This window comes from Salegentibacter salarius, from assembly GCF_900168265.1.
Taxonomy (GTDB): Bacteria; Bacteroidota; Bacteroidia; order Flavobacteriales; family Flavobacteriaceae; genus Salegentibacter; species Salegentibacter salarius.
Genome location: NZ_FVZF01000031.1, coordinates 1 through 21,666, shown reverse-complemented (window position 1 = coordinate 21,666; position 21,666 = coordinate 1). Strand labels below are relative to the sequence as shown.

19 protein-coding genes are annotated in these 21,666 nt (G+C 34.6%); 3 read left to right on the top strand and 16 right to left on the bottom strand.

The window, feature by feature from the left end:
• The first annotated feature begins 43 nt into the window (after positions 1-43).
• Complete coding sequence (gene rpe / locus B5440_RS14315; protein ID WP_070054958.1) at positions 44-706, top strand: ribulose-phosphate 3-epimerase; 663 nt, start codon at positions 44-46, stop codon at positions 704-706.
• Entirely contained in the window at positions 693-1,676 is a 984-nt protein-coding gene (locus B5440_RS14310) for a YpdA family putative bacillithiol disulfide reductase (RefSeq protein WP_070054957.1), read from the top strand. The genes rpe and B5440_RS14310 overlap by 14 nt, the downstream gene beginning before the upstream one ends.
• On the opposite strand, the gene B5440_RS14305 is transcribed toward B5440_RS14310, so the two are convergent.
• Positions 1,673-2,026, bottom strand: coding sequence for a DUF488 domain-containing protein (locus B5440_RS14305; RefSeq protein ID WP_070054956.1), 354 nt, complete (start codon positions 2,024-2,026; stop codon positions 1,673-1,675). The genes B5440_RS14310 and B5440_RS14305 overlap by 4 nt on opposite strands.
• A gap of 63 nt (positions 2,027-2,089) precedes the next feature.
• Positions 2,090-2,455, bottom strand: coding sequence for a hypothetical protein (locus tag B5440_RS14300; protein ID WP_070054955.1), 366 nt, complete (start codon positions 2,453-2,455; stop codon positions 2,090-2,092).
• Positions 2,456-2,752: 297 nt separating this feature from the next.
• On the opposite strand from B5440_RS14300, the gene B5440_RS14295 reads away from it, so the two are divergent.
• Positions 2,753-3,763 (top strand): LLM class flavin-dependent oxidoreductase, encoded by a 1,011-nt coding sequence (locus B5440_RS14295; protein ID WP_070054954.1) that lies wholly within the window; start codon positions 2,753-2,755, stop codon positions 3,761-3,763.
• 162 nt (positions 3,764-3,925) lie between these two features.
• Here the strand turns inward: B5440_RS14295 and B5440_RS14290 are convergent, their stop codons facing one another.
• The 14 genes from B5440_RS14290 to B5440_RS14225 form a co-directional block, all read right to left on the bottom strand.
• A complete protein-coding gene (locus B5440_RS14290) occupies positions 3,926-4,942 on the bottom strand; it encodes a hypothetical protein (protein WP_070054953.1) in 1,017 nt (338 codons plus the stop codon).
• Between the two features lie 206 nt (positions 4,943-5,148).
• Positions 5,149-6,450 (bottom strand): erythromycin esterase family protein, encoded by a 1,302-nt coding sequence (locus B5440_RS14285; RefSeq protein ID WP_070054952.1) that lies wholly within the window; start codon positions 6,448-6,450, stop codon positions 5,149-5,151.
• Positions 6,451-6,523: 73 nt separating this feature from the next.
• Complete coding sequence (locus B5440_RS14280; RefSeq protein WP_198550884.1) at positions 6,524-7,156, bottom strand: protein-L-isoaspartate(D-aspartate) O-methyltransferase; 633 nt, start codon at positions 7,154-7,156, stop codon at positions 6,524-6,526.
• A 349-nt stretch (positions 7,157-7,505) separates the two neighbouring features.
• Positions 7,506-8,867 carry a capsule assembly Wzi family protein gene (locus B5440_RS14275; protein ID WP_070054951.1) on the bottom strand — a complete coding sequence of 454 codons (1,362 nt, stop codon included), beginning with the start codon at positions 8,865-8,867 and terminating at the stop codon, positions 7,506-7,508.
• Between the two features lie 93 nt (positions 8,868-8,960).
• A complete protein-coding gene (locus B5440_RS14270) occupies positions 8,961-11,360 on the bottom strand; it encodes a GumC family protein (RefSeq protein ID WP_070054950.1) in 2,400 nt (799 codons plus the stop codon).
• Positions 11,361-11,364: 4 nt separating this feature from the next.
• The gene (locus B5440_RS14265) at positions 11,365-12,165 is read right to left on the bottom strand and encodes a polysaccharide biosynthesis/export family protein (protein WP_070054949.1); all 801 of its coding nucleotides are present in this window, start codon (positions 12,163-12,165) and stop codon (positions 11,365-11,367) included.
• A 133-nt stretch (positions 12,166-12,298) separates the two neighbouring features.
• A complete protein-coding gene (locus B5440_RS14260) occupies positions 12,299-13,507 on the bottom strand; it encodes a glycosyltransferase family 4 protein (protein ID WP_070054948.1) in 1,209 nt (402 codons plus the stop codon).
• A gap of 277 nt (positions 13,508-13,784) precedes the next feature.
• Positions 13,785-14,549 (bottom strand): glycosyltransferase family 2 protein, encoded by a 765-nt coding sequence (locus B5440_RS14255; RefSeq protein WP_070054947.1) that lies wholly within the window; start codon positions 14,547-14,549, stop codon positions 13,785-13,787.
• A gap of 25 nt (positions 14,550-14,574) precedes the next feature.
• Complete coding sequence (locus B5440_RS14250; RefSeq protein WP_070054946.1) at positions 14,575-15,705, bottom strand: glycosyltransferase family 4 protein; 1,131 nt, start codon at positions 15,703-15,705, stop codon at positions 14,575-14,577.
• 22 nt (positions 15,706-15,727) lie between these two features.
• The gene (locus B5440_RS14245; protein WP_157823651.1) at positions 15,728-16,858 is read right to left on the bottom strand and encodes an EpsG family protein; all 1,131 of its coding nucleotides are present in this window, start codon (positions 16,856-16,858) and stop codon (positions 15,728-15,730) included.
• Positions 16,859-16,888: 30 nt separating this feature from the next.
• Positions 16,889-18,046 (bottom strand): glycosyltransferase, encoded by a 1,158-nt coding sequence (locus B5440_RS14240; RefSeq protein WP_070054944.1) that lies wholly within the window; start codon positions 18,044-18,046, stop codon positions 16,889-16,891.
• Between the two features lie 5 nt (positions 18,047-18,051).
• Positions 18,052-19,344 carry an MOP flippase family protein gene (locus B5440_RS14235; protein WP_070054943.1) on the bottom strand — a complete coding sequence of 431 codons (1,293 nt, stop codon included), beginning with the start codon at positions 19,342-19,344 and terminating at the stop codon, positions 18,052-18,054.
• 40 nt (positions 19,345-19,384) lie between these two features.
• A complete protein-coding gene (locus B5440_RS14230) occupies positions 19,385-20,584 on the bottom strand; it encodes a glycosyltransferase (protein ID WP_070054942.1) in 1,200 nt (399 codons plus the stop codon).
• 873 nt (positions 20,585-21,457) lie between these two features.
• The coding region (locus B5440_RS14225; RefSeq protein WP_143533318.1) for an integrase core domain-containing protein at positions 21,458-21,666 on the bottom strand (209 nt) is incomplete at its 5' end.

Sequence of the window (21,666 nt, the reverse complement as noted above, 5' to 3'; positions counted from 1 at the left end):
ATCTTGTTATTTTTGTGTGCACACTTACAACAGCACAACAATTATGAGTACAAAACTTATTGCCCCATCTATTCTTGCTGCAGATTTTGGAAATCTTCAGCGTGATATTGAAATGGTAAACCAAAGTGAAGCCGACTGGTTTCATATTGATATTATGGACGGTGTTTTTGTTCCGAATATTTCTTATGGAATGCCCGTACTTCAGGCTATTACCAAACATGCCGAAAAAACTATTGATGTTCACCTTATGATCGTAGATCCAGATAGGTACATTAAAGAATTTGCAAAATTGGGAGCCGATAATCTTACCGTGCATTATGAAGCCTGCACACACTTACATAGAACATTACAGGCCATTAAAGCTGAAGGAATGCAGGCCGGCGTTGCGATAAATCCGCATACCAGTGTAGATTTATTGAAAGATGTGATCAATGATATCGACATAGTTTGTATAATGAGTGTTAATCCAGGTTTCGGCGGACAAAGTTTTATAGAAAACACTTACCAAAAAGTCCAGCGTTTAAAAGAGCTTATTGTAACGCATAACGCTTCCACTTTAATTGAAATTGATGGCGGAGTCACTAACGAAAATGCTACACAGTTGGTTAAAGCCGGAGCAGATGTTCTTGTAGCCGGTAGTTATGTTTTTAAAGCTAAGGACCAGAAGGAAACCATAAAAGACCTAAAAAAACTTGCAAACTCCTAAGAATACTTACGATGTTATAATTATTGGTGGCGGCCCTATTGGTATTGCCTGTGCCCTGGAAGCTGAAAAGAAAAACCTTTCTTATCTTATCCTGGAAAAAGGTTGCCTGGTAAATTCTTTGTACAACTATCCCACAAACATGACTTTCTTTTCAACTTCAGAAAAACTGGAGCTGAATGACATTCCGTTTATCAGCAATAACCCCAAGCCTAGAAAAGCTGAGGCTTTAGAATATTACCGCAGGATAGCCACTTCTAATAAAATTAACATCAATTTATTTGAAAAGGTCACAAAGGTTGAATCAAAAGATAATCTGCATACTGTTACCAGTATAAAAAACCAGTACACTGCAAAAAATGTAGTAGTGGCTACCGGCTTCTATGACATCCCAAATTACCTGAACATTCCCGGGGAAGATTTACCAAAAGTGGCTCATTACTATGGAGATCCTCATTATTATGCCACTCTAAAAACCATTGTGGTGGGCGCGAGCAATTCTGCTGTAGATGCGGCGCTGGAAATATACCGAAAAGGTGGTGAGGTTACGATGATTGTTAGAAAAAAAGAAATTGGCCGCCGGGTAAAATACTGGGTGCGCCCAGATATTGATAACCGAATTAAGGAAGGCAGCATTAAAGCATTTTTCAATGCTAATTTGAAGGAAATTAAAGAGAAGGAAGTTATTATTGAAACCCCTGAAGGTGATAAAATACTGGAAAATGACTTCGTACTAATGCTCACAGGGTATCGCCCAAATTTTGAGTTTCTAAAAAACATGGGGATTGATCTCTCTGATGACGGCCGGAAAATTCCTAAATATAATGAGGAAACCATGGAAACAAATGTAAAAGGAATTTACCTTGCCGGAGTTATTTGCGGTGGCGTAGAAACTCACAAATGGTTTATAGAAAACTCAAGGGTTCATGCCGCTATGATTATGAAAGATCTGGCTCGTAAAGAAACGGCTTAATTTACAGTATCCAAGAAGTCCTTTAAGAGAACTGCGTGATTTTGACTTTTATCTTTAGAGCCGTATAAAAGAATTAGTTTTTTTCTTTTGTCTATCTCTTGCAGATCTTCCAGGATTGACTTTTTATTATTGTTTAATTCTTCTTTATAATTTTCACTGAATTCATCCCAGGAAATTTTATCCTGGTGAAATCTTTTTCGTAAATCTTCACTCGGCGCCCATTGTTTTTGCCAATAATCCAGGTGCGCATCTTCCTTAGAAACACCACGTGGCCAAAGTCTATCTACCAGAATTCTTATATTATCTGAAGCCTCCTTATGTTCGTAAATTCTTGCTATCTCTATATTCATCTCTTAAAAATAAAAAAAGCGATCTTGATTATAAGATCGCTCTTTTAGGTTTTGAAAAAAGTTCTATCTACTCATCAGAACAATTTCTGAAGAGTAGAAACTATCATTTCTATTTAATAATTTTCCGTAAAATTCCAAATCACTTTGTTGGTCCTTAAACGATTTATCCAACCATTTTGTAGCCTTGTTTATCGGAAATTTATACACTTTAATCTCTGGATAAGTATCTGGAGATTCAGACTCGTCAATTCCAATTTCAATTTGCTGTTTACCTTTATTGTAATAAACATATTTAGCAAGGAAATTGTGCTTAATCAGGCTAATAAATTCTTCAGGAAGTTCCTGGCAGGTTTCGCATTCTTCAACGTATTGTTTTACTAATTGACGAAGGCTTAGCCTAATTTCGTTGGTATTTAAATAAGATGCCATAGGTGTTAATTTTAGTGGTTTGCTAAGACTAAATTATGTGGAAGTTTGGCGGGCAAAAACTTTTTATGCGTACTTTAACTTCAGATTGTTAATATATCTAAATTAAATCAATTTTTGATAATAAAAAAATACACGAAAACCTTTTCGTTCCGAAGAATTCAAGGTGAAAATGCGAATTCATTCTTAACTTTCTATTAGCATTATTCAAAGAAAAGACTAAAAATAAGGATTGTCGAGTATTACTGTAAGGAATCCAATCTCCTTTCGGCTATTTGTAAGCATAAAATCAAATCCAATATGGCTTCAAAATTAAGTGATATCCCCTACTCTATTCTTGAATTGGCTACGGTTGCCAAAAATTCCAGTGTCAAAGACACTTTTGATCAAAGTCTTGATCTGGCTCAAAAAGCTGAGGAAATGGGGTATAGCCGCTTCTGGCTGGCCGAACATCATAATATGGTAAGTATTGCCAGTTCTGCAACTTCGGTATTGATAGGGCATATTGCGGGAGGCACCAGGAAAATTAAAGTAGGATCGGGTGGAATTATGCTCCCTAATCATTCTCCCTTAATCGTGGCTGAACAATTTGGTACTTTAGGAACACTTTATCCTAATAGAATAGATCTGGGATTAGGAAGAGCGCCTGGGACCGATCAGGTTACTGCGCAGGCAATTCGGTCAGACCGAATGAAATCGGTTTTTAAATTTCCGGAGGAAGTAAAAGAAATACAGAAATATTTTTCAGTAGAGAATGCTCAGGAAAAAGTAAGAGCCGCCGTTGCCGAAGGAGTTGATGTACCTATTTATATACTGGGCTCCAGCACCGATAGCGCACATCTTGCCGCCGAACAAGGATTACCTTATGTGTTTGCCAGCCATTTTGCACCGGCACAATTGCACCAGGCATTAAGCATTTATCATAATAATTTTAAGGCTTCTAAATTTTTAGAGGAGCCATACACGATTGCCGGTGTGAATATAATCGCTGCTGATACGACAGCTCAAGCCGAAAGAATATCTACTTCTCTAATAAAAATGATGCTTGGTGTAATGAGCGGAAATATCGATTATATGCAAGCACCCGAAGATTTCACGAATGAGCACAGGGAGATTCTTGCCCACCCGGGTTTTCAGCGAATGCTAAAATATGCATTCATTGGAGATCCCCAGTCAGTAAAAGAAAAAACTGAAGCATTCATAAAGGAGACCGGTGTGAATGAAGTTATGGCCGTTTCTCATATTTACGACCACCAGGATCGATTAAAATCTTTTAAAATATTCTCTGAGATAATGAAAGGAAAAATATAATGCCCGAATATCTTGGGCATTCCTAGTCATTAAAAACCAGGTTTTTAAGCAGAGATCCGGGGAAGAACTTGAATTACTATCAAAAAAACGGGAGCCTCTAAATTGTGACTCCCGTTTTCATTTTCAATCTGAATTTTAAAGAATTAAATTCTATACGATTGTTTAGCTATGTTCTCTCCTACGATTTTCTTCAGTTAAGGTAAATTCAGGAGATCCCAGGCTACCACCCAGGAATCCAGCTAAGGCTCCCAGAAGTAGTACTCCAAATGCAATAATACTGAAGGTCCCTACTGCGTCTGAGAATTTATCACTCAACTCAACTGCTTTCTGCTTAGCCTCTGCGTAAAACTCCTCGGCATCCTGGATGGCCTTTTCAATACGCTCTTCCCAGTTCTGGATCATTTGATCTATTTCTGATTCATCCAGATCGGTATTCTGAGTAAGATAGTCCCTGAGCTCTTCCTTCTTTAAATATTCTCCATCACCTTCAAGATTTATATTGAGTTCTCCCTCATCGTTAATATCAAATTCCAGGTCGTTGAAAAACTCCTCTACATCCATAGATCTTATCAAGCCTTTCACCTTAGAATCTGCCTCAGATAAAGTCTCCCGGGTTTCTTCGGAAGCGTCTTCTGGTAAAACATCATATTGCTCTGCTGTATTTATCACTTGTAAAACTTCTTGTTTTACCTTATCTATGGTTAGGTTTGCCTGTTCCTGAGATTGCTGTTGTGCTTTATCTACCTGTACTGTTATCTGTTTTGAATTATCTCCTCCAAACAATCCTGAGACGGTATTACCTAATCCATTCATAATGGAGCCTACGGTTGAAGTCAGAAAATAAAAGGTTATAATAGCATACAGCGCCCAGGCCAGGAAGCCGTGAATTCCGCCATCTGCTCCTGAGGAAAAACCAGACATTCTACCGGCTACCATACCACCTACAAAAAGTGCAGCGAGATTAGACAAACCCCACCAAACTATTGTTCCGGTTCCCAATCCGGCGAGTGGATCAGATTCGGTCATCGGATCTATAGAGCTTAATCCAATACCCAGACCTAATAAATTTAAAAGGAAAGCTACTGCAAGTGCTGTCAATGCTCCAGCAAAAATTGCCCCCCAGGAATTCCTTCTTATTTTATTCGGAAATCCTTCTGTGTTCGTGTACTTTGTATCCATAATAGTTTAAGTTTTACAACAATTTATTAACTACTTAGATATTATTAATTGATAATAGCATTATTTAACAGCATTAATTCACTTTTTAACAGCACATTAGCAATCCCAAAATCTAATTTCCAGGTTTAAACCCTGATACTTTTCAAAATGGTATGAACTAATTTTTCTGAATAAAATCTCTAAATTTTTATGGTTCACTTTTGTTTCTAAAAACCAAAAGGATAGGTTTCCGGTACTTTATTTTCTTTTGATTTTATATCGATATTATTTAATCCTTTTGATTTATCAAAAAAAACGAAAGCATCATACCGATCGGGAATCACGGTGGGGACATAGTTTCCAAATCTTTCGTGAGCAGGATTATATACAACCCCCACAGCGCGATGCGGAATGCGGTTCTCCAGTTTCGTATTAGATTTTAAGTCTTCAGAAAAAACATAAAATTGTTCGCCGGCATGGTGGCAAAAATTCTCCCAACTATTTTCTTTAGCTTTTGGCAGGTGCATCTCCTGTACCTCTGTGCCCCAGGAACTCCCGGCCAAAACGCTCCCCTGGTAAGACCCTAACCCCACTAAATAAACTCGTTCTTTACCATATTCTTCCCTTGCAAGTTCACCAATATTATAAAGTCCATCATCGGCCATATCTGTATAAGAAGCATCACCAATATGCGTATTATGCGCCCATACTATACCTTTAGCATCGCTCCCGTGAAATTCCAGTAAATTATTTAAAGTATCCATCATATGCTGGTCTCTTAAATTCCAGGTAGAGGCGCCTCCCTGTACCATAACGCGATAATATTCCTCGGCATTTTTAGCTACCAATGCATTCTGCTCTGTACTAAAAACGTTTTCTTTATCATAATTGTAACCAATAGCTTTATTTCGAATTTCTACCAGCATTTCACATACCTCATTACGGCAACCTTCCGGAACCATTCTTGTTGACATGGCGTAACGCTGTCCATCTCCTTCCCCATCACGATGTGGCTCAAAACATTGCATAGCTTCTTTTGCAGTTTCCAGAGTAACAGGATCTTCTTTTTTTAAGTACTCCATAATCGCATCCAGTGATTCCCATAGGCTGTAAACATCCAGGCCGTAAAATCCCTTACGCTTATCGGCAGCAAGATCCTTATTAAGTCCTTTAAGCCATTCGGCAAATTCCTTTACTTCCCAGTTAGCCCACATCCAACTTGGCCAGCGCTTAAATTCTTTAAGGATTTCAAGGGTATTTCCAGCTTCTTCATAATTTTTAATATGCCTGTTAAGCTGATAACAGGGAGGCCAGTCTCCTTCAACCACCACAAAATCAAATCCATGTTCTTCCAGAAGTCTTTTTGAAATACGGGCTCTCCACTGGTAATATTCATGCGTGCCATGAGAAGCTTCCCCAAGCATAACCACTTTCCTGTTCTTGAGCTTATCAATGAGCGGCTCTAGATCTGCCGAACTTTCAAAATCCTTTTTATTATTCTTTAGAGTTTCTATAATTGAATTTTTCATCATTATTTGTTTTCCAGTAATTCATTTTATTTTGAGAACTGACATTGGTTCTACCAAGCTATAGAAAGGATGTTTATTTAGATCTTTGCACCTTCCCGGTCATGGGAACGAAGGAAACCATAATAAGATTTTCTTCCCGGTATTCATCTTCAGCAATGCGTTCAATGAGAACCAGTTTCTGGCTATTAATACCTACCGGGCTTAGCAATTTCCCTCCTACTTTTAACTGCTTCTTTAAAGTTTCAGGGATTTTAGCAGGCGCAGCGGTTAATTCTATAGCATCAAAAGGAGCTTCTTCCGGCCAGCCTTTATACCCATCACCTAGCAGGATATGGATATTTTTCCGGTCTGTTTTATTAAGATTTTCTATTGCCAGTTTACCCAGCCATTCGATGATCTCTATTGAATAAATTTCCCCGGCCAGCCGGCTAAGTACAGCTGCATTATAACCGCATCCTGTACCAATCTCTAAAACCTTATCTTTCTTTTTTAGGTCCAGGATCTGGGCCATATAAGCAACGATATAGGGCTGACTGATGGTTTGTGATTTCCCAATAGGTAAAGGACCATCGGCATAGGTAAGATGTTGTAGATCTTCCGGAACAAAGAGACTGCGATCGGTATATAGCATTGCCTGTAGAACTTTAGGATTGTTAATATCCCTTCCTTTCAACTGCTCTTCAATCATTTCTTCTTTGGTGGTCATGTGATCGTGTTTTTTGGATTGTACTCAGATCCAGATCAGGTCTAAGATCTTTCCTTTTAATTTATCACAAATAAGACAAAGCAGCTGTTAAAAAGCTATTAATTAAGATTTTATATCCATGCTAGTATTGCTAAAAAAAGGCTTATAAACAAAAAACCACGCAATTTTGAATTGCGTGGTTTTGATAAGTAAGAGAATTTCATGAGTTCTGGCGGTAAGTAGTTTGAACTATTTCAAGCCTTGCTTATAATAATTTCCAGTTTGTTTGATGGGATGTAATTCTTAATTTTAATACGTTTTATACATCTTATTGAGAAAGTTGAATCCTTACATTAACATACTTAGCAGACTAAAATTCCTTTCTTAAATTTATTCCTGCTCCATAAAGTGGTTCGGCTACATTGCTTACCTCCAGACCTAATTGCACATTTAACTGGACAAAAGACTGTAATAAATTAATATCGAACAATCCTGAATAAACATCCTGGTTAGGCGTGAAATGTCTCCCATACCTACCTTCATTATGAGAAAAACTCATCAATAGCTTCCACGGGTAACTCTCAAAATAATTAGAAAAACTCCCGGAGATCCCTATGTGATGTGCACTAAACTTATTATTTACAACCCGGTCTAATTCCTCATCGTAAGTAAAAAATGGAAGACCTATAATTCTACCTTCGTAAGTAAATCCGGAATGATATGTCAGAAAATTATTTAAGTAATTATCATTCTTATGTGGTGCACTGGAATTGATACTTTGATTCCGCGTATAATAGAACTCATATAAAATACCATTGATCAGACGGCGATTGTCATCAAAATCCAGGAAAAACCCATAGCGGCCATCGGGAAAATTAGCAAATCGGCTGCCGGTGCCATCTTCGAACATATGATTGTATATGAAGTTGAGTTGCATTTCAGGAGAAAGTCTTTTTCTTATTTCCAATTCATAAGTTCCTAAATGATTGCCTAAAACATTTATTTGATCGCCTCCCACTGCATTTTCGCCACCTTCTCTTCCAGTAATTACTTTAATATAATCGGAAAATCCATCAGGTTGTGGACCAGATTCCGGTGAATCACCTGCCCATTGGGCAAAATGGCGAATCCCTGCTTTCACTTCAAAATCAGGACTGGGACGATAAACTAATTTAAAACCTTTATGATGCAAACGTGCATTTTTCACAAAGCGATCTTCTCCCATCAAATAATCGCTCCAATGCGCTTCAAAACCAAAGGCTGATTCCGAACTAAAAAAGATGGTTCTGTTTGTAGCCAAAGATATCCCAGGCATAGGCCTGGCATTTAGCGACCATAAGATGCTTTCATTGGTAGCACTTAAACCTTCATAAAGTACTTCTTCCTGTTTTCTACCAATTACGGCTTCTAACCAGTTGTTATTATAAGCAGCATAAATTTCATCCAGGAAAATTTCATCGCTAATTCCATCCTGGTATAGAATCCCTGCTCCAATCTCTAAAGAATTTCCATTTCTGAATCCTTTAGAAGCATTTGCTGAAATCCAGCCAGAAACTTTTGTATTTTCAGAGATCCGTCCACGCTGGTTATGATAAATCCAGAAGGGAAGTCTTTGTAATTCCCCATCATGTACATACGCATTAAAGTTCAATGAACCGTTATAATCCCATTGAGCAATGGCTTGGAGAGACAGAAAGCTAAAAAGGCCTAGTAAGGCTAATTTTTTAAGCATTAATAGTAATTGATTTTTTTAAGTATTAAAAAAATACCATATAAGAACTCTAGCATTCGGGCAATTAATCCTAAAAATGAAAGGTAAAATAATTTAGTACACTGCTGCTTTACCCAAAAGACGCTTGAAAAATGATTTCTTTTCTTCTCCGTAGGCATATCCATATTTATTCCCATATCCGAAGTTAGCCCATTTCACATCGTTCAGTACAAAGCTAAGATCATGAAATTTGCCTTCCTTTTTAGCATCAACCGCAAATTGTAACAGTTTCTTTTCTGTATGTCCCGCCCTGGTAACATACAAAATAATGTCTGCCCATTTATTGATCAGAAAAGTATCGGTCACCAATAAAGATGGGGCGGTATCTACAATCACATAATCGTACATTTGTTCCAGTTCCTTAAACATTTCACCGGTTTTTTGCCTTCTCCATAATTCAGATGGATTTGGGGGAATAGTTCCTGATGGTAAGAGTTCTAAATTAGAATTATCGGTATTGGACTCCCTTATCAAATCTTTAAGCTTAAGACCATCATTGGCGAGGTAATCACTCACACCAATATGTGCTCTCGCATCTTTTTCAAATCGTTGTAGTTGAGGGTTCCGAAGATCGGCACCTACAATCAATACTTTTTTATTGGTATTTGCCAAAGTAACGGCCAGATTAAAAGAAACCAAGGTCTTCCCTTCTCCTTTTACTGTTGATGTAACAAAAATTGTATTTCCTCCTTCTTTCTCTGTAGAGTTAACTAGAAGATATTGTAAATTAGTATGCAATATTCTAAAGGCTTCAGCAAGAATACTGCGGTCGTTCTTTAAGACCATCTCACTATTCTTCTTTTCCACTCTTGGAATTTCACCTACTATTGGTATTTCTCCAGCCAATTTTTCCAAATCATCTCTACTTTTCAGTTTGTTATTCAATATATTTTTCAAATAAATAATCAGAAATGGAATTAAAAGTCCCAAAATTAAACTACCTAATAATATAATTTTGGATTTTGGGGAGACCGGTTCAGACGCACTATAGGCACTATCTACAATCTTTGCCTTAGGTGCAGTAACCGCCAGGGACAAAGAATTCTCTTCTCTCTTTTCAAGTAAAAACAAATAAAGTGCTTCTTTGATATTCTGCTGCCTCTCAATCCCTCTATATTTTCTTTCTTTTGATGGCACTGAAGATATTTGTGAACCAATAATCGCTGCCTGACGATCCAGATCTTTTTGAGCAATTCTGAAGTTATTGCGCATCCTCTCAAGACTTTGCATTACGTTATTCCTCATTTGTTCAACTTGAGAATTTAATCGTAGAACTACCGGGTTTTCTTCTGTAGAGCCACTTAAAATCCTGTTACGTTCAAGAACTAGAGTATTGTATTCTCCAATAAGTTCGTTTACCCCAGTTTCCTGGATTCCTAAATTGGCAGGTAAAAGATCTGAATTTCCTCCTGTTTCCAGGTAAGTGATCATTGCATTTGCTAGTTCCAGTTGAGTTCCAACCTCTTGCTGGCGTTTTTTATAGTCACTCGCATTTTCAATAAACATCTCAGATTCAGCTTCTATATTAGTAAGCTGGTTAGCTTTTTTAAATTCCTCTTTTCCTACCTCTACCGAATCCAGTTCCTGGTTGATAATAGCAAGTCTTTCATCTATAAATTTTGCCGTATTTGTGGCTACCAGGTTTTTATCTTCGATTGCCTGCTGATTATATTCAAGAACTAACTGATCTAGAATATCCTGAGCTTTTTTCTTTACTGGATCTATTAGACTTAACTCCAATAAGCTGGAATTCTTATCTATTAAATAGATCTGAACTTCTTCTCTGTACTTTGCAACAACATCTTCTACAGGACTAAACCGAACTGTTATCTTCCCAGCATTTCCTTGTGTTAGATTTGTTCTTTTAATTATTATAGTAGCAAAATCAATATCCATAGGAGTACCAAATTCTCCTTTAGATACTTTATTAGTTTCAGTGTTAATTAACTGAAAATTTTTACCGGATCCAGGGTTGATAAAGTAAGCATTCCCCAAATCATTTTTTATAGCATCCTGCAGTTTTTCTTCTTCTAATTTTAGGAAAATTACTTTGAATGGAATTTCATTATATAGCTCTTCGCTACCTAATGTCTTCTCTTCAAAATACGTTATATTAAGATTCAAAGCTTCAATAGTTTGAGTCATTAAAGTTTTGGATCTTAATATACCAATCTCATTTTCTATACTGCTAGCCCCCATTCCGCCTAATAGGCCAAGATCAGCAAATGCAGCCATCTCAGAAGATGGTCCCTTTCCCTCTTCGTCTTTGATTATGACACTTGCAGTGGTACTATACTTTGCAGTGGTATATTTTATATACACCAGAGCAACGGTGATACAAAAAACTACCCCGATGATAAACCAGGGCCAGAAACGTAAATATTTATCGATTTCTTCCCGTAGATCTATTCCTTCTCCCTGGGAGCTTATATGTGTATTTGATTGTTGAGACATAAGTTTATCTAGTTAATAGTACAGCCACAGAAACTAATACTGAAGCGATTGATATGTATACTCCAGCATTCCGGTTATAACTGGCACTTTGACGTTGTGGAGCGTTGGGCTCTACATAAATTACATCGTTTTGTTGCAAATAATAATATGGAGAATTAATAATATCTGCGTTGCCTAGGTCTAAATAGGCATGAGTAGTAGTGCCACCTTCTTCTCGCATCACTAAAATATTATTCCGTTTTCCGTATATGCTTAAATCTCCGGCCAAACCTAATGCCTGGGGCAAGGTAAAATAGGCATCTTGAACATCGAAAGTACCGGGACGGTTTACTTCTCCTAAAACACTAATTTGAAAATTAACCACCCTAACATTTACAATAGGAGCTTGCACATAGCGTTTAATACTTTTTTTAAGTTTTGAAGCCAATTGTTGTTGACTAAGACCTTCTACTGAAATCTCACCTAGAACGGGGAAATCTATTTTACCATTCTCTTCTACAAGGTAAGTTTGTAATTGTTGTCGTCCATTAACTGTCATTCCCGTATTCATACCGCCTTGAGGCACTCCGACTACAGGAAGATTAAAAGGTAAAGCCGCTGCTTGTTCTGGTGCTGAAACACTTATTGTAAGCAAATCATTAGGTTTAATTTTTAAACTAGTTTCTCTTTGCTTATCCATATGTGCTTCAGCTTTTTCTAATCCCTGAAAATAAACAACTTCTTGTCTTGAAACGCATGAGGAAGCTAAGCTGATAAGGAGAAAACCTATGAGAGATAATCTAAAAAATTGGGGAATTTTATTCATTTTCAAAATTTGTGCGAATATAAAAGTTTATGTTAATTTTTCCTTAATAAATTGATACAGTTACAGGAAGAGTAATATGCTGAAGAATACAATATTTAAAGAATTAATTGAAAGGAATATAGCTCAAGGTTACTCAATGTTGAAACTTGCCATCCCATTTTTCTTTATCCATCATTATATCTTTGCTTGTTCTTTCTCCTTCCAGGCTTTTAGAAATTTCAGAAATCCAAGCCCGCTTTATAGCCTTTTTTCTTAATGTTTCAAAAAAGACTGCAACGACTATGAATACAAATAACATTGCAATACTCATTTCTATACTTTTTAAATCCCGGCTTAACAAAATATATAATATAATAACCGAGAGGTTTACCCCACCAAGAACTAAACTCGCTTTTTTATGACTTAAACCATTATCTAACAACACGTGATGCATATGATTGCGATCTGCTTCAAACGGATTATCCCTATTAATTAACCGAATAACAAGAACCCGAAGTGTATCAAAAATTGGAATAAATAAGACTGCTAGGGCAAATAACAGTCTATTTTCTGGCACAAAACCTTCTTTCATTAATGGCTCATATGGTTGCATTACCAATATCTTTAAACTTAAAAAAGCAATCATAAAACCCATCACCAAACTTCCACCGTCTCCCATAAACATTTTACGTTTTCCCCGGGAAAAATTGAACCTTAAAAAAGCAGTTAAAATTCCCGCTACGGTTAAGCTTACTAATACAAAATAAGGATGGCCTGTGGCATAAAAAACCATCGCATAAGTAAGCGAGATAACAATTCCAGTAATCCCCGCAAGGCCATCTATACCATCTATAAGGTTGTATGCATTGATAAGCGCTACTACGATAAGACCTTTAAAAAAATATCCTATAATAATAGGAATAGTAAAGATTCCCCAAAATCCATGAAGGCTTGTAAGCTGTAACTCTGGAGAAAAAATAATAAAACCTGCCGCAAATAACTGACTTGCTAATTTTAACCCGGCTGAGGAAATCACCAAATCGTCCTTCAAACCCGCCATAAATAGAAAGGTAATTCCTATTATTAAGTGATTACCTGTGGGCGAGGTACGTAGAGCTTGCAGAACACTTATCACTAATATAAGGACCAGGAAGAAGGATACTCCTCCAAAAGGTGGTATGGAATCTTTGTGTGAGCTCCTATGATTTACTGAGCTCATAAAACCCTTTTCTCTGCTTACCCAAAGAACTTTTGGCGTAAAGTACCAAGTAAGGGAAAATGCAAGTAAAAATACACATCCTGCAAAAAAAAGATAATATCTGTGAAAAAGATCCAGAAGGACCAATTCGTCTAAAATATTCATAAACAGTAGATTTTTGATTGATGATTGTCGATCTTTAGCCAGATCATATTATTATATGAAGCACAATGCCCTAAAGTTTATCCAATAGCATTTAATGACCTTATATAATTTATTTGGTTATTCTCCGTAATAAATTAAAAGTTGTAATTAATTCCGACCAAGTAGATTAGAATAATTAATTAGATAGTTTATGTTTTAAAAAATAATGTTAATTGATTTTCAATTCTAATATGTTACAAATCCTTTCTGTTAAGTAACTAATACCAAAAGGTGTATTCTATATATTAATATAGTATTTTTTAAAACCATTGAATGCCCAATGCATAAAGTAGTAGGAAGATTGTAAAATATTAAACCCCTCTACCTGTCTGTAAATCTGCCATACATATGGTATTACATTTCTTTTGCTTCTGGAAACTGAATTCTTTCGCATTCTATAGATTGCCAATGGCTCCTTTATCCCATAAGCATAATCAACTTCTTTTAAAATAGCTAGCCATAGTCCCCAATCCTGGCGCTTATCCATTAAAGGCATATAAAATTTCCCTATTCTTCTAATATCTATGAAAGCGGTAAGACAGGGAATTGGACACGCCTTTAGGAGTTGGTTATAATTAACCTTCTCAGGCACAATAAAATTATTTAATAAAGGTTGGAGTTCTTCATTTAATCTTTTATATGAAGCAAAAACGAATTCATAATTATTATTCAAACAGTGGGATAACGAATTCTGAAGAAAGTTAGAATACCAAATATCATCTCCGTCTAGAAAAGTAATAAAATCACCTTTTGCGATTTTAATTCCCTTGTTTCGAGTGACTGCCGGCCCAGAATTTGCTTCATTACTAATTAGTTTGATTCGATTATCTGTCTTTGCAAGATCTTTAATAATTTTAACAGAAGAATCACTTGAGCAATCGTCAACTAATACTAATTCCCAAAAAGTATAAGTCTGCTCTTGTACTGATTTAATGGTTTCAGCAATATATTCTTCACAATTATGTACAGGAGTAATGATAGAAATTAGAAAATTCTCCCTCATTGAATTTGTTTCATACAACAATTACTTAATAAGACTCTTGCTTTTCAGAACCTCTAAATATTCTGAAATACTTATTTGCCACATTTTCCCAACTAAAATTTTGACGACCAATTAGAGGTTGTTGGAATTGATTGACATTTTTGGTAAGGAAGCGCAGACCCTCATAAATTCCATTAACAGAGTTAGAGTCAACAGCCACTCCTATTTTTTCATTAAAAGTTCCATCTATACCCTGATCTTTAGAAAAAAGCAGTGGTAAACCCTGGGAAAGTGCTTCAATATAAACAAGTCCAAAGGTTTCCCTATGTGAGACCATAGCAAAAAAATGATTTTTTCTAAATATTTGAAGAAGTTTCTCTTTAGAATTTATCTCCCCATATAACTTGATAGAAGGATCCTCTTTTGCTAATTCACGTACTTTTGAATCATTCGCCCCCCCTGAACCAACTATATTGAGTCTAATTGTATGTTGCTCTTTTTTTAGTTTTTGAAAGCCTCTTATAAGGTTTATTATATTCTTATTTCTATCAAGTTTCCCTATAAAAAGTATATCAGTAGCAGGGTGAAGAAATCCTTTTGTATAATAATTTTCTAACCAAAAATCATCTATACCATTATTAATGACCTCTACCTTTTGCTTAAAATGTTGCGCCCCTTTTATCAACCTGTGATTAAAAAAATTTTCATAATTCGACTTGCTAATAAAAATCACTTTACTTGCATTAGAAAGAATTTTGATCGCCAACCTTTTAAGATCAGGCCTGTATTTCAAGAAAATATGAATGTCAGTATTCCTAATCGTAACTATATATGGAATATTATAATCTCTAAATAACTTATAGGCTAAAGTTCCGTCACTAAAAAGAGTTGTGGCATAAATATTAGTAAAACTTTCTGGGTCAATTTTCGATATAAGATCCTTATAAAGGAACTTAACTTTTGATTCAAATAGAAATTTGTGATGCTTTTTTAATTTTCCAGAATAAATAATTTTAGAATTTAAGGTCTTAAATTCTATCCCATTAACTCCAATATTTCCTTCATTTCTTAAAGGATGATAGATAACCTGCCTAACTCCTTTTTCGTCAAGCTCTCTGCTAAGATTACTATGAACTTTTGTGTATGAAAAGTCATTACATATTACTAATAATTTCACTTTGTATTACTTCCGGTATTAATTAAATAGAGATTTGGTATGGACAGCAATCATTTGCAGAAGTATAGATATCTGACCAAAATAAAATAAAATATATTACTAGGATACCTAAACCAATAAAATTAAAGGTTCTACTCTTATATAGATAATAGACCAAAAAACCTAATAAATAAGCTCTCAAAAATAAAAAATAAGTAGTGAAACGCTCTACAATTTGAAAACTAAAAAACAGATTATATATAATTACACCTAGGAAAAATAGAACAAAATATACTCGCGTTTCTGGATATTTCTGAATTAAAGGCTTGCTGAAAATTAAAAGGACAAAGCTAATTAAAATCCTAAAATAATAACCTAGGCCCGTACCTGTTAATTCTCTTGCCTCGTAATATTGTGAATCAAAATAGCTGTTATAGCCGGCTAAAAATGGTACAAATTCAGAAATTACTTTAAATATTTTAGGAAGTGCAGAGAGGATCAAAGGTGTACCCGAAAAAACAAAGGAGATTCCAAAGACAATCATCCACCATTTTTGTTTAAACACCCGCTCGTATGGAATAAAGAATAGCGGTATTAATAAGATAGCACTTTGATGAAATAAAGCAGCCAGGATTATAAATAGAAAATAATTTAAAAACTTTTTGCTTAATATAAATTTTATAGAATAAGCAAAAATTGCCACTGCAATAAATTGTCTTACTCCGTTCATAGACCAAAAAAAATAACCATCAGAAAAAATAAAAAAAATAATTAGAGGTAATAGTTTAGCAGGAACACTTTTAAGAACAAAAAACCAACTTACACATGCAGCAATTGAAAAAACTAGAATATACCCACCGCCAATGTAATTTGCGAAATAGTTGATAAGGTAATATCCCACTTCCATTGTTTGATCCTGAAAAGATAAATTTTTATATAAATCAAAATCTTCAAAATATTCTTTGTAGGCCGGCCAATCAACCCCAACATTATATCTTAATCCTACTATAGTAACTAATAAAATTAGGATAAAGTAGTCTTGAAGATTCAATTTATTATATGACTCCAAAATACCGCCCTCCACAGGAGCAAAAACCTGCTTTTTAGTTAACAATAGAAGAATTATTCCCGATAATAATCCTAAATAAATAATGTATGTTGAAAAATATTCCACCTCTATGATTATTTTTAAATATCCTTTAATCTAGCAAGAATATATTTCCTGAAGTTTTGGAATAATTGTTTGCCAAGAATATTTTTGAGCTAGATTGAAAGCATTCTCTCCCATTACTCGTAAATGAAGCCGATTATTATTTGCATAAATTAGCACAGATTGCAACTCATCCTCATCCTGCGGCTCTATTAAAAAACCTTCTTCTCCATTACTTATAATACCGTCTATTCCAGTATTTTTAGATCCTATAACCGGAAGTCCAGAAGCCATAGCTTCAAAATATACTCTACCTAAAGTTTCTGGAAAACTTGGCATAATAAATAAGTCGTATAATTTAAAAACTTCCAGCAGTTTAGAATGAGGAACCAAACCTTTGAGGTGAATTTTATCACACAGCCCCAATTTCTCAATAAGTGAATTTAAATTTTTCATTTCTGGTCCTTCCCCATAAATATCAAAAACGTAATCCTCTTTTAAATATGAAAGAGCTACTATCACTGAATCCAAATTTTTTAATTTCAGCAATCGGCATACTGAAATTAATTTTAATTTAGAAGAAAGCGGCCTGGAAGAAGGATTATTAAAAAAACTTTCCTGAACTCCATGGGGAATTAGCTGAACTTGTTTATTAGTAAGCTTTCCTGCTTGATTAAGTTGTGTTGGACTTATGGCTACTAATTTTTTGGCCGAATTGATATTAGTTTTAACCACAGCATCTGAGGCTCTGTTTAATCCTCTAAGCGTAACTACGTAAGGTATATCATATTTTTCACTCACTTTTTTTGCTATGTAAGCATCAACATCTGAGTTTTGCGCGTGCAAAATTGTAGGCCTATACTCCTCTATTAATTTTCTTATAAATTTTCTATTTAGATAAAGACTTATATCGTATAATAAAGTTCTAAATGGTGTAACTTTAGGTAATTGCACAATACCTAGAACACTTATAATTCTCCCCTTTATTTTGCTTTCACCTTTTCTTTCTAAACTATAATAAGAAGCCCACCTACTGGAGACTTTAGCCAGAGTTATATTGGCTTTAGGCACTATATATAAATATTTAAAAATGGTTTCAGGATAATTCCTTTTTACCTGATCTTCAGTAATAAATAGAATATCATTTTCATTCTTTTTAGCTTCAATCTCAGGAATCGGTAACAAATTTGTGATAATTAAAACTTTAACCATAAAGTCTATTTTAAACTATTTATTAAAGTCCTATATCGTAAATGCAAAATTGCTTTACTGTATTCTATAAAACTAACTCCAGTTATATTATTAATTAATATTTTCCAACTAGGTATGAACAGTAGAAGAATAGAAGCAGTGATTCCAGCTGCTGCACCTACAATTCCAAATTGTGCCCCAATATATATACATAACGGCGTTACTAAAATTGTGAATATATTCCAGTAAAACTCTAAATCTGTTCTTCCTGTAGCAATCACTAAACTTCCCACGGGACTACTAACAGATCTAATTATCATATAAATTGAAAGAATTCTTACTAAACTTGTAATATCATCAAAACCACTTCCATACAATAATTCTATAATCCATGGTGCGAAAATGATCACTAAAATATAAACAGGAATATTTAATGCGGCTATAACATTAATTAACTTGAGATAATTTCTTTTTAAATTTTGAATATTATCCTGAAATTTTGCTAAAGTAGGGGCCGCAACTTTAGATATAATCGGGTTTAAAATCTGCATAGGTCGCGTCACAAGTTGCTTTGCTAAACTGTATCCTCCCAGTAATTCAGGACTAAACATTTTCCCTATTATTAATATATCTAAATCTCTATTAAAATAGTTTATAGCCTGTCCTCCCACTTGATATATCCCTATTTTCAAAAAAGGTCTAGTGTCTGAAAAATTAAAATGAAATAATAACCCATATTTTTTTATACCTAAAACGAAATAAAATAAATTATTGATTATAAACTGTAACAATGCGGAGTAAACCAGAGAGTATATCCCAAAATCATTCATGGCCAAAATAACAGCGCAGCCAAGCGAAAAAACAGCTCCAATTATTTCTATTATTGTTATTTCCCTAAAAAGAAGATTTTTTTGCTCTATGGTCTTAAACATCATACCTACTCCCGAAAACAATAAATTTAAACCTAAAAGTGGTATCAGAATTTCCAGCTCTGGCTGTTTGTAAAAGGAACTAACAAATGTTGCAAGTAAGCATAAAACACTAAAAATAACAGCACTAATAAATAGATTTAGCCAATACAAACTTCCATACTCTTCTTTTGATATATTCCGCTTATGTAAAATAGCCGAGGTCAACCCCATATCGTTAAATAGGTTCATAAAACCAATAATGAAGGTCAGTATAGCCATAAGACCAAAGTCCTCTTTATCTAAAAACCGAGTCAGGATAGAGATTTTCAGCAAAGCGCTGAGAGCAATCACAACCGTTCCAATGGTGGTCCACTTCACACCAGAAGCCACTTGTTTTTTAAAAGACATCGTTCATCAAGTTTATCACTTAAAAATTAATAGCGATTATTTAAACCTTTGATGACTTACCTAAGAAATTATCGTAAACCCCCCTTAATTTCTTATTTTGAAGATTCAAGTTAAAGTTCTTTTTCACGTGTTCATAAGCCCTGCGACCAATTTCCCTAGAGTCGATATGAAGTGCCTTTTCAAAATTAGTCACATAATCCTGTATGTTTTTTTCTCTGGACAGAAATCCTGTTTTCTCATCTATAACGAGTTCAGGGATACCTGCGTGAAAAGTGGTTAGAACAGGCAAGCCTGTAGCCATAGCCTCCATGATTACTGTTGGAATACCTTCTTCTGAACCATCATCCCCGGTTACACTATTATGAATAAAATAATCGGCAGTTTTCATAAGGCCATAGACTTTATTAGGATTTACACGTCCTAAGAACTGAACCTTATTTTCAAGCTCTAGGCTTTTTACTAAATCTTCACATTCATTTCTAGTCTGGCCATCACCTCCTAATTTAAGTAACAAATTGGGAAACTTGAGACTTACAATTTTGAAAGCTTTAATTGTATCTCGATGTCCCTTTTTTTCCACAAAATTTGATATTTGCAAAAAAATTATTTTTTCTTTTGTTAGCAATTTTTGCCTAACATCAACTCGCTCTTCAAATTTAAAACGGGACAAATCCGTGCCTATATAATGGCTCTGAATTCTTTCTTTTTTAGCTCCTAATTCTATTAACCTATCTTTCATTTTATTTGAAACAGCAATAATGTAACTATTTTCATAATCAAAAAGATATTTCAAACTCTTTCTATAAGCTCTCTTTTTCAGCATTTTAGAAGCATCATTGCCGTGAAAAGTTGTAATTAACGGTAGTTCCATTTTTTTTGCCGCAGGAAGAATATTTATTCCCATTGTACCATAATGAGCATGGATCAATTCTACCTTATTCGAATTAATCACTTTATATATTTTTTTTTGTTGGGTACGGGAGGCTTTGTATCTATTTCCTGGGATATGTAATTTCCGTTTAATTATCCCATTCAGAAAGTGAAATTTATCAATTGGCAAAAAATGAAGATAAAAACTTGATGAATTTAATATATTGTCATTATCATTTTTATTAGTAGCCACTATCACTGGGCAAAGTGATCCAGAAAAGGCTCCGAGCTGATTAAATATAAAAGTTTCGGAGGTACCCAACCAATTTGAAACATATATCATTATTCTTTTTTCAGATTTTTCTGACATTTATTCTATAATGTAATTAAATTAGTTTTGATTTATTTTTAAAATATTCTGATCGAATATTTTTTATTTAAAACCGGCAGCTAGCTTAGCTTGTACAACAACTAAAATACTTTTAATAAAGCCTAAATTTACTATTACTATAACAACAAGTTCAAAAATTTAAGCCCAGTTTCTTGATTGTGAATGAAAAAAAAATAATACTACATAGGATATCCTAAAAATGTTTTGATAAGCTATGAGTGTTTCATAAAACAACTCTAAGAACGCTAATCTCTAATAATAAAACTCTAGATTTTTTTCGCGGAAATACGATTGGATTACACCATAAACATTTTTAATTTTCGCCAAGTAGGGTGTAGCGAAAGCTTGAGTTAATTGATCTCGATTTACAAACAAGTTGCAGGTTTTTTTATTAGGCGGTAGACAGTTGACGATAGATTTGGGTTTATTCCTTTGTCAGTAATGAGTTGTTCATTGTCTTTTAATATAACTAAAAACTGAGTAAGGCTTCGCCACAGTGAGTCACATTCTCAATCCTATTCAACTCTTAATTTTAACTTAAATTTCTATTCAAATTATTATCTATTTAGACAGATCAAATTAAAAAGAAATTAGAAACACTCAAGAAAACCTAGTGTTACATCGCGGACAAAGATAAATAAGTAAGAATCGTACAAACAAACCTTATTTGTTAAAATTTTTAAGAATTACCTATTAAAACGTCATATTCTATCAACAACTTGAACGGCAGGAAACTGGTTATTTCCATGAAAAATTTTCATAAACAAAAACTTTTCAAATTATAATTTATTTAGACTAATATTTTATGACACTTGAATCCTCTTTTTCACCTCTATATCATGTAAGCTGCCCCTAATTAGAACTGCTTGATTGTCTAAAAATATCATTTTTCATTCTCCTGGCGGTACCGCCAGGAGAATGAGTTTTTGCGTATGTTACGGGGGCCATTTTTCCCAGTGCATTATGTGGTCTTACATTGTTGTAATCTTCCATCCAGGTCTCGGTTTGTTCCCTTACCTGATTTAGATCTTCAAAGAGGTACTTATTGAGAACGCCTCTTC

Coding starts and splice junctions, on each gene's coding strand:
- B5440_RS14295 (WP_070054954.1), top strand. CDS start 2,753: ATGGCTTCAAAATTAAGTGATATCCCCTACTCTATTCTTGAATTGGCT.
- B5440_RS14290 (WP_070054953.1), bottom strand. CDS start 4,942: ATGGATACAAAGTACACGAACACAGAAGGATTTCCGAATAAAATAAGA.
- B5440_RS14270 (WP_070054950.1), bottom strand. CDS start 11,360: ATGTCTCAACAATCAAATACACATATAAGCTCCCAGGGAGAAGGAATA.
- B5440_RS14280 (WP_198550884.1), bottom strand. CDS start 7,156: ATGACCACCAAAGAAGAAATGATTGAAGAGCAGTTGAAAGGAAGGGAT.
- B5440_RS14265 (WP_070054949.1), bottom strand. CDS start 12,165: ATGAATAAAATTCCCCAATTTTTTAGATTATCTCTCATAGGTTTTCTC.
- B5440_RS14305 (WP_070054956.1), bottom strand. CDS start 2,026: ATGAATATAGAGATAGCAAGAATTTACGAACATAAGGAGGCTTCAGAT.
- B5440_RS14255 (WP_070054947.1), bottom strand. CDS start 14,549: ATGAGGGAGAATTTTCTAATTTCTATCATTACTCCTGTACATAATTGT.
- B5440_RS14240 (WP_070054944.1), bottom strand. CDS start 18,046: ATGGTTAAAGTTTTAATTATCACAAATTTGTTACCGATTCCTGAGATT.
- B5440_RS14235 (WP_070054943.1), bottom strand. CDS start 19,344: ATGTCTTTTAAAAAACAAGTGGCTTCTGGTGTGAAGTGGACCACCATT.
- B5440_RS14230 (WP_070054942.1), bottom strand. CDS start 20,584: ATGTCAGAAAAATCTGAAAAAAGAATAATGATATATGTTTCAAATTGG.
- B5440_RS14300 (WP_070054955.1), bottom strand. CDS start 2,455: ATGGCATCTTATTTAAATACCAACGAAATTAGGCTAAGCCTTCGTCAA.
- B5440_RS14275 (WP_070054951.1), bottom strand. CDS start 8,867: ATGCTTAAAAAATTAGCCTTACTAGGCCTTTTTAGCTTTCTGTCTCTC.
- rpe (WP_070054958.1), top strand. CDS start 44: ATGAGTACAAAACTTATTGCCCCATCTATTCTTGCTGCAGATTTTGGA.
- B5440_RS14285 (WP_070054952.1), bottom strand. CDS start 6,450: ATGAAAAATTCAATTATAGAAACTCTAAAGAATAATAAAAAGGATTTT.
- B5440_RS14260 (WP_070054948.1), bottom strand. CDS start 13,507: ATGAATATTTTAGACGAATTGGTCCTTCTGGATCTTTTTCACAGATAT.